At 66.6% G+C, this 5,765-nt stretch carries 8 protein-coding genes; 7 read left to right on the top strand and 1 reads right to left on the bottom strand.

Annotation, left to right across the window (positions count from 1 at the left end; translation table 11 throughout):
* The 3 genes from DYI42_RS23025 to DYI42_RS23015 all read left to right on the top strand — a co-directional run.
* Positions 1 to 218: hypothetical protein (locus DYI42_RS23025; protein WP_213549351.1), on the top strand; the 218-nt coding region annotated here is incomplete at its 5' end.
* Positions 215 to 1,045, top strand: coding sequence for a PhzF family phenazine biosynthesis protein (locus DYI42_RS23020; protein ID WP_213549349.1), 831 nt, complete (start codon positions 215 to 217; stop codon positions 1,043 to 1,045). The genes DYI42_RS23025 and DYI42_RS23020, both read left to right, overlap by 4 nt.
* 114 nt (positions 1,046 to 1,159) lie before the next feature.
* Positions 1,160 to 1,576, top strand: a complete 417-nt coding sequence (locus DYI42_RS23015; RefSeq protein ID WP_213549347.1) for a Fur family transcriptional regulator — start codon at positions 1,160 to 1,162, stop codon at positions 1,574 to 1,576.
* Here the strand turns inward: DYI42_RS23015 and DYI42_RS23010 are convergent.
* Positions 1,549 to 1,962 carry a hypothetical protein gene (locus DYI42_RS23010; RefSeq protein ID WP_213549345.1) on the bottom strand — a complete coding sequence of 138 codons (414 nt, stop codon included), beginning with the start codon at positions 1,960 to 1,962 and terminating at the stop codon, positions 1,549 to 1,551. The two genes, DYI42_RS23015 and DYI42_RS23010, sit on opposite strands and share 28 nt — an antisense overlap.
* A 269-nt stretch (positions 1,963 to 2,231) precedes the next feature.
* Here DYI42_RS23010 and DYI42_RS23005 point away from each other — a divergent pair, with 269 nt between their 5' ends.
* From DYI42_RS23005 to DYI42_RS22990, 4 genes are all read left to right on the top strand, one after another.
* Positions 2,232 to 2,435, top strand: coding sequence for a hypothetical protein (locus DYI42_RS23005; RefSeq protein WP_213549343.1), 204 nt, complete (start codon positions 2,232 to 2,234; stop codon positions 2,433 to 2,435).
* 84 nt (positions 2,436 to 2,519) lie between these two features.
* A complete protein-coding gene (locus DYI42_RS24615) occupies positions 2,520 to 3,383 on the top strand; it encodes a DMT family transporter (RefSeq protein WP_213549341.1) in 864 nt (287 codons plus the stop codon).
* A 129-nt stretch (positions 3,384 to 3,512) separates the two neighbouring features.
* Entirely contained in the window at positions 3,513 to 4,787 is a 1,275-nt protein-coding gene (eno, locus tag DYI42_RS22995) for a phosphopyruvate hydratase (RefSeq protein WP_213549339.1), read from the top strand.
* A gap of 192 nt (positions 4,788 to 4,979) precedes the next feature.
* Entirely contained in the window at positions 4,980 to 5,621 is a 642-nt protein-coding gene (locus DYI42_RS22990; protein ID WP_213549337.1) for a DUF7002 family protein, read from the top strand.
* Positions 5,622 to 5,765 lie beyond the last annotated feature (144 nt).

Below are 5,765 nucleotides of genomic sequence, written 5' to 3'. Positions count from 1 at the left end.
GCCCCGCCCTGCTCGACATCATCGCCCCGGCCATTCCGCCCCTTGCAGAGATCACCTCCGCCCTCGGCCTCGCCCCCGGCCGCATCGAGGTCCGCTTCACGCCCGACCGCCTCTCCTGGCCCTGGGACAGCACCAAACCCTACCCTTCCGGCCTCATGGCCCGAGGCCCCTATCCCGCCGCAACCACGCCCTCCCTCCTGACAACGATGCGCATATGACCCCCTACCTCACCCTAGACGTCTTCACCGACACTCCCTTCACCGGCAACCCGCTCGCCGTCATCCCCGACGCGCGCGCCCTCCCTGAAGACGCGCTCCAGAAGATCGCCGCCGAGTTCAACTACTCCGAAACCACCTTCGTTTACCCGCCGCAGAACGCTGCAAACACCGCCCGCGTGCGCATCTTCACCCCCACCATGGAGATCCCCTTCGCCGGTCACCCGACCATCGGCACCGCCATCGCCCTGGCTCAGGCCGGCCACGGCCCCGAGATGACCCTAGAGCTGGGCGTCGGCCCGATCCGCGCCCATGCGACCCCCACCGAGGCGCGCTTCACCACCGAGGTCGCGCTGGAAATCCTCGCCCAGCCGTCGCCCGCGCTGGTGGCCCGCGCGTTGTCGCTCCCCGAGAGTGATATCGCCGCCCCGCCCACCATGGCCTCCGTCGGCCTGCCCTTTACGCTCACCGAACTGACGAGCCGCGCCGCGCTCTCCGGCGCCACCCCCGATATCGAGGCCTTCAGGGAGGGCCACGCCGCCCACCCCTCCGGCCTCGACTTTGCACAATACGCCTACGTCCGCGAGGGCGATACGATCCACGCCCGCATGTTCGCCCCGCTCGACAACATCCCGGAAGACCCGGCCACCGGCTCCGCCGCCGCCGCGCTGGCGGCCTATCTCACCGCCGCCGAAGGGCCACTGACGGCCACCATCCACCAGGGCGACGACATGGGCCGCCCCTCGCGCATCGGCGTTGCCACCACCGAAACCTCCGTCACAATCTCCGGCGCCGCCGTGCCCGTGATGCAGGGCGCCCTCGCCCTCTGACCCGCGCCGGCCATGCCAGGCAACACGATTTTTCGTACGAAAAATCGCTGCCCCTCTCGCGCTGGAAATTCTCGGCCACCCCGGCTAAACCCTCTTCACCAGCCGGAGGCCCCAATGACGATCCCTTCCCTCATCGAGCGCTCCGCCGCCAAGGGCCTGCGCATCACCGGCCAGCGCAAGGTGATCGCCGAGGTGCTCGATGCCGCCTCGGATCATCCCGATGTCGAGGAGCTTTACGCCCGCGCCTCCGCCGTGGACCCGAAGATCTCGCTCGCCACGGTCTACCGCACGGTGAAACTCTTCGAGGAGAGCGGCCTGCTGGAGAAGCTGGAATTCGGCGACGGGCGCGCGCGCTACGAAGATGCCGAGCGGGCCCACCACGATCACCTGATCGACATGAAAACCGGCGAGGTCATCGAGTTCGTCGATCCAGAGATCGAAGCCTTGCAGGAAAAGATTGCAGCCCGGCTCGGCTACGAGCTCAAGGGCCACCGGCTGGAGCTTTACGGCGTGCGCCGCAAGCCCCGCTGATCCGGAAGGCTCTGCCCCAGCAGCGGCAGCAGCTCGTCCACGCAGATCGGCTTGCTGAGCGTGCCACAGAACATCGGGTCACGCAGGCTCAGGGGCACGTCCTGCGCCTCATAGCTCAGAACGACATGGGGGATGCGTTCCGACGAGAGCCTCAAAAGAGCCTTCAATGCCGCTTCCGGCTGCTCACCCATGTCGACGATCGCGGACGAAACATTGTCCTTCGCCGCTGGCAGCGCCTCGAAGGAGGGCACCTCGAACACATCGTAGCCCGCATCCTTCAGCATCATCTCCAGATCGAGCGCGAGCACGCGATCGGTGCTGATCACCGCCACCCGTCCGGGCCGGGGCATCTCGGCCCCTGCGTCGCTGTTGATCCGTTGGTCCATTGCGCGTTTACCTCCACACTCATCCTAACACCCACGCAGCCAGAACCCCACTTTTTTCTGCTATATCAAATGCTTAACAAACTCATTCCACACATCCTGCTGATCTTGCTCATATTGCTAAACCTGCTTGCACTATGTATTCTCAGGGTTGAGCGGGGGGCCGCCCATGGTGGGCACAACCCCATACAGAAAAGGTGTTTCCCGCGCCCATAAGGGGGGCCTCACCCATCGAAAACGACCCGCACAAGCGCACCGACCGGCTGCAAATCATGCTGACCGAGGAAGAAACCCAGGCGCTGGACGACTGGAGGTTCAAGGCGCGCATGCCCAGCAGGTCCGCCGCGGTACGTGAATTGCTTCGGCGGGGATTGGCCGCCGAGGGCTTTTTTGACCAGGCGAACGCCTCGCAATCCTCCAGCACCTTCGGAATCGTCGGGCCTGGCGACGCGGCCAAACCGCAGCCCGACGAGTGATGCGCACCACTTTTCTGCCTGCCCTGTCCATTTCCTGCGTCAGCCTGTAGCTGAGGGTCAAGTTCCGGACGAACGAGGCGGCATGTGACCGACAATCTCAAGGGCATTGCCCTCATGGTGCTGGCGATGCTCGGCCTCGCCTGCACCGATTCCATCGTGAAGCTCTTGGCGGCCCATATGCCGGCCCCTCAGGTAATCCTCATTGTCGGTGGATTGACCGCAGTCATCTTCTCCGTCGCAGCTCTCGTCAGGGGCGAGCCGGTCTTTTCGCGTGCCTTCTTTCACCCCGCCGTGGTGGGCCGCAGCCTCTCCGAGGCAGTGGCCTCGCTCACCATCACACTGGCCATCGCACTGGCGCCGCTCACCACTGTCTCCGCCCTGATGCAGATGAATCCCATCCTCGTCACCCTCGGCGCCGCGCTTTTCTTCGGCGAGAAGGTGGGCTGGCGGCGCTGGTCGGCGGTAGCGGCGGGCATGGCCGGCATGCTCATGATCGTCCGCCCCGGCATGGAGGCCTTCGACCCGGCCTCCCTCGTCGCCGTCGCCGCAGCCGTGGCTCTCTCGGCGCGTGATCTCACCACCCGCGCCGCGCCGCGAACCATCCCTTCGCTGACCCTCGCCGCCTGGGGCTTCTCGCTCGTCCCCCTCGCCGCCACCGCCGCCCTGCTCATCGGCCCGGGCTTCGCGCCGCTCACGGCGCCCGCGCTGATCTGGGCACCTCTCGGCATCGCCTTCACCCTGACTGGCTACCTCGCCCTCACCGCCGCCGTCCGGGTGGGCGAGCTGGCCACCGTCGCGCCCTTCCGCTACTCCCGCCTGCTCTTCGCCACGCTCATCGGCGTCACCTTCTTCGCCGAGCGCCCCGACGGCTGGACGATTGCCGGGTCGATCCTCATCATCGCCGCAGGCCTCTACGCCTTCCTGCGCGAACGCCGCCGCGCTGCGTAGGCCCTCCCCACCCCCCGCTTGGCAAACGTTTTTCCGCCGTGGCGTTAGCGCTATCATATCCCGCCTTGCACCACGCCCTAACGCTGCTATGACGTAGGGCAAACCACACGCCCAAAGGGAGTCCGCCCCATGTCCACCATCATCGACATCCACGCCCGCGAGATCCTCGACAGCCGCGGCAACCCCACCGTCGAAGTCGACGTGACGCTGGAAGACGGCACCCTTGGCCGCGCCGCCGTGCCCTCGGGCGCCTCCACCGGCACCCATGAGGCGGTCGAAAAGCGCGATGGCGACAAGAGCCGCTACAAGGGCAAAGGCGTGCGTGACGCCGTGGCCGCTGTGAATGGCGAGCTCGCCGAAGCACTGGTCGGCTTCGAGGCCACCGAACAGGTGGCGATCGACGGCGCGATGATCGAGCTTGACGGCACCCCCAACAAGGGCCGCCTCGGCGCCAACGCCATCCTCGGCGTGTCGCTCGCCACCGCGAAGGCCGCCGCCGAATACACCGGCCAGCCGCTCTATCGCTACGTCGGCGGCACCTCGGCCCGCACCCTGCCGGTGCCGATGATGAACATCATCAACGGCGGCGAACACGCCGATAACCCGATCGACATCCAGGAATTCATGATCATGCCGGTCTCGGCGCCCACCATCGCCGACGCTGTGCGCATGGGGTCGGAAGTGTTCCACACCCTCAAGGGCGAGCTTTCCGCCGCCGGCATGTCCACCGGCCTCGGCGACGAGGGCGGCTTCGCGCCCGAGCTCGCCTCCACCCGCGACGCGCTCGACTTCATCCTGAAGTCCATCGAGAAGGCCGGCTACAAACCCGGCGAAGAGATCTACCTCGCCCTCGATTGCGCCGCGACCGAGTATTACAAGGGCGGCAAATACGAGATGAAGGGCGAAGGCGCCTCGCTCACCTCGGAAGAAAACGCCGACTACCTCGCCAAGCTCGCCACCGACTACCCGATCATCTCCATCGAAGACGGCATGTCCGAGGATGACTGGGAGGGCTGGAAGATCCTGACCGACAAGATCGGCGACAAGGTCCAGCTCGTGGGCGACGACCTCTTCGTTACCAATCCCGCCCGTCTGGCCGATGGCATCTCCAAGGGCGTGGCCAACTCCATGCTGGTTAAGGTCAACCAGATCGGCACCCTGACCGAAACGCTAAAGGCCGTCGATATGGCCCACCGCGCGCGCTACACCAACGTCATGTCGCACCGTTCGGGCGAAACCGAAGATGCCACCATCGCCGACCTCGCCGTCGCCACCAACTGCGGCCAGATCAAGACAGGCTCGCTGGCCCGCTCCGACCGCCTCGCCAAGTACAACCAGCTCATCCGCATCGAGGAAGAACTGGCCGAAACCGCCGTCTACGCAGGCCGCTCGATCCTGAAATGAGCCCTCCTACCGGGGCGCATCGCATAAGCCGGGGCGCCTTGCGGCCCGCAGGGCGCGCCTCGCCGCTCTCCGTGGCCATGCCCCACGCCGTTTCCCCACGGTCACAGGTCAGAAGAACCGTGCGCCGCGCAGTTTACGCCGCGAAAACCTCTCTATAGTGCTGACTTGGGGTGAAGGAAGCGGGAAAGATGCATGGATCGTGAGGAATTCGTCGAGCACGTCGGCCCTCAGCTGGTGCATCTCACGATGCGCTCCAACGTGCCGGGGATCAACGCGGGCGGGCTGATCCGCGCCGCCGAAATCGCCCGCCGCGCCGGGATCGACCCGCGCGATCTGCGCCTGCGCAAAGACCGTACCGAGATCCGGCTTGAGGGGCGCACCATCAAGCTCAACCACCAGCGCCCATTGATCGCGGGGGCCGCGCAGGCCGAAACCTTCCTCGACGGCCACACGCTCGAAAGCTGGGCCGATGTGCTCAATTCCCGCCTCTTCTTCTGGCCCACCGATGGCGGCGCCAGCTTTGCCGACAGCCTGAAGGCCGAGGACAACATCGTGCAGGTCCGGCTCGACAGCCGCCGCTTCTTCGATGCCTTCGCCCCCGATATCGACCTCTCCCCCATCAATTCCGGCTCCGCCACCCGCCGCGCCTCCGCCCGCGGCGACTGGCTCTTCGTGCCGGTGGCCAAGGGCTGGGACGCCTTCGCCGAAAACCGCCGCACGCGCGGCCACGCCCAGCGCCGCGACAGCGTGGCCGAAGTGTCCATCAGCCGCGACATCCCCCCCGAGATCTTCCGCACCCTCATGCTCGTCCCCGGCCAGACCGGCGCCGCCTGAGCGCCTGCGTGACCAGCTATCCTGCTTCGGTGAGTCCCGAGCCGCCCTCCCTCTCCAAGTCTCCCTCTCCCTGTTCGAGAACGCGCCGGTGCCGCTCGCCGCGCGTTCTCGAACAGGGAGAGGGAGACTTGGAGAGGGAGGGCG

The organism is Vannielia litorea, from assembly GCF_018424695.1.
Lineage (GTDB): Bacteria > Pseudomonadota > Alphaproteobacteria > Rhodobacterales > Rhodobacteraceae > Vannielia > Vannielia litorea_A.
The sequence above is the reverse complement of the archived record's forward strand: the minus strand, read 5'-3'. Positions and strand labels throughout refer to the sequence as shown.

Bases quoted from the DNA above. Each gene is read 5' to 3' on its own strand.
- DYI42_RS23020 (WP_213549349.1), top strand. From the start codon at position 215: ATGACCCCCTACCTCACCCTAGACGTCTTCACCGACACTCCCTTCACC.
- DYI42_RS23015 (WP_213549347.1), top strand. From the start codon at position 1,160: ATGACGATCCCTTCCCTCATCGAGCGCTCCGCCGCCAAGGGCCTGCGC.
- DYI42_RS23010 (WP_213549345.1), bottom strand. From the start codon at position 1,962: ATGGACCAACGGATCAACAGCGACGCAGGGGCCGAGATGCCCCGGCCC.
- DYI42_RS23005 (WP_213549343.1), top strand. From the start codon at position 2,232: ATGCTGACCGAGGAAGAAACCCAGGCGCTGGACGACTGGAGGTTCAAG.
- eno (WP_213549339.1), top strand. From the start codon at position 3,513: ATGTCCACCATCATCGACATCCACGCCCGCGAGATCCTCGACAGCCGC.
- DYI42_RS22990 (WP_213549337.1), top strand. From the start codon at position 4,980: ATGGATCGTGAGGAATTCGTCGAGCACGTCGGCCCTCAGCTGGTGCAT.